The sequence below is a fragment of the Micromonospora sp. LOL_024 genome (assembly GCF_048060415.1).
Taxonomy (GTDB): Bacteria; Actinomycetota; Actinomycetes; order Mycobacteriales; family Micromonosporaceae; genus Micromonospora.
The window spans coordinates 1-1,557 of sequence record NZ_JBHMIS010000120.1; the positions used below are offsets into that span (position 1 = coordinate 1).

Sequence of the window (1,557 nt, forward strand, 5' to 3'; positions counted from 1 at the left end):
AGCAGCAGGCCGCCGACCTCGTCGCCGAGCACTGGAACAGCTGACCCGAGCACCCCGCTGAGGGACCTTTTCTCGATGGGGGAAACAGGACACCGCTGGCCGGCACCCGTACCCGGGCGCCGGCCAGCAGCATCCCCACGACACCGCCGGACACCACCCGCCCGAGACCGCCCCGACCCAGCCCGTCACCCCTCGCCCCCCAAACCCCAGCGACACTCAGTCCCGCACGGTGTCCAGCAGCCCGCCGAGCGCCGCCACAACGTCACCCACCACCACGACCGCCGGTGGACGCAACCCGGCGCTGGCCGTGTCGGCGGCGACCGCACCGAGCGTCGAACGGATGATCCGCTGCGCACCGGTGGTCGCCTCCTGGACCACAGCGGCCGGGGTGCTCGCCGGTCTGCCGTGCGCCAGCAGCGTGGCGGTGATCGCCGGCAGTGTCTTCAGCCCCATCAGGATCACCAGCGTGCCCCGCAGCCCGGCGAGTGCGTCCCAGCGCACCAGTGAATCCGGCGAATCCGGCGCGACGTGGCCGGACACCACGGTGAACTCGTGCGCCACCGCCCGGTGGGTGACCGGAATTCCCGCCGCCGCCGGGGCGGCGATCGAGCTGGTGACGCCCGGAACCACAGTGACCGGCACCCCGGCCGCCGCGCAGGCCAGCAACTCCTCCCCGCCACGGCCGAAGACGTAGGGGTCGCCGCCCTTGAGCCGTACCACGAAGGCACCGGCCCGCGCCCGGTCGACCAGGATCTGGTTGATCTCCTCCTGCGCACGGGACGGGCCGTACGGAATCTTGGACGCGTCCACCAGCTCGACCCCGCTGCGCAACTCGTCCAAAAGCAGGCCGGGCACCAGCCGGTCCGCGACCACCACGTCGGCCTCGGTGAGCAGCCGCCAGCCCTTCAAGGTAATCAACTCTGGGTCACCTGGGCCGGCGCCGACCAGGGCCACCTGACCTCCCCGCCCGATCCGGCCGGGCTGGGTGTCAACAGGGCGCTGGGTGTCAACAGGGAGCCCCTGCTCAACAGGTTCCGCTGAGAGGGGGCCCTTCCTTTCATGCAGCAGGGTGCGGATGGCGTCACGGACGGCTACCGCGCGGCGAGGGTCGCCACCGCCGAGAACCGCCACGGTCACCGGGCCGTACCGGGTCACCGCCGGTGTCCAGGCGGTCGCCGCCCGACGGTCGTCGGCGCGTACGCAGAAGACCTGACGTTCGGCGGCGGCGCTGCTGACCTCGGCCGCGGCGGCCGGATCGTCGACAGCGACCTGAACCAGCCACGCGCCATCCAGATCGGCGGAGACGAAACGGCGCGGCACCCAGCGCAGCCGCCCGGCGTCGACGTGGGCGCGCAGCGCCGGGGTGAGTTCCGGCGACACCAGCAGCACGTCTCCGCCCGCGTCCAGCAGCGCCGGCACCCGCCGGGTGGCGACCGCTCCCCCACCCACCACGACCACCCGAAGGCCGGCCAGCCAGAGCCCGACGGGGTACGGATTCGCGCTCACCGGATCAGCCTTTCGCTCGCGACTGCGGGGCTCCGCTGCGCTGCACTCCTC

Annotated in this window: 1 protein-coding gene; it reads right to left on the bottom strand. The window is 73.0% G+C overall.

What is annotated here, in order from left to right; translation table 11 throughout:
- Nucleotides 1-216 precede the first annotated feature (216 nt).
- Nucleotides 217-1,506: a uroporphyrinogen-III C-methyltransferase gene (gene cobA, locus ACFHWY_RS28420; RefSeq protein WP_416583315.1), complete on the bottom strand. Its 1,290-nt coding sequence runs from the start codon at nt 1,504-1,506 to the stop codon at nt 217-219.
- Nucleotides 1,507-1,557: the final 51 nt, after the last annotated feature.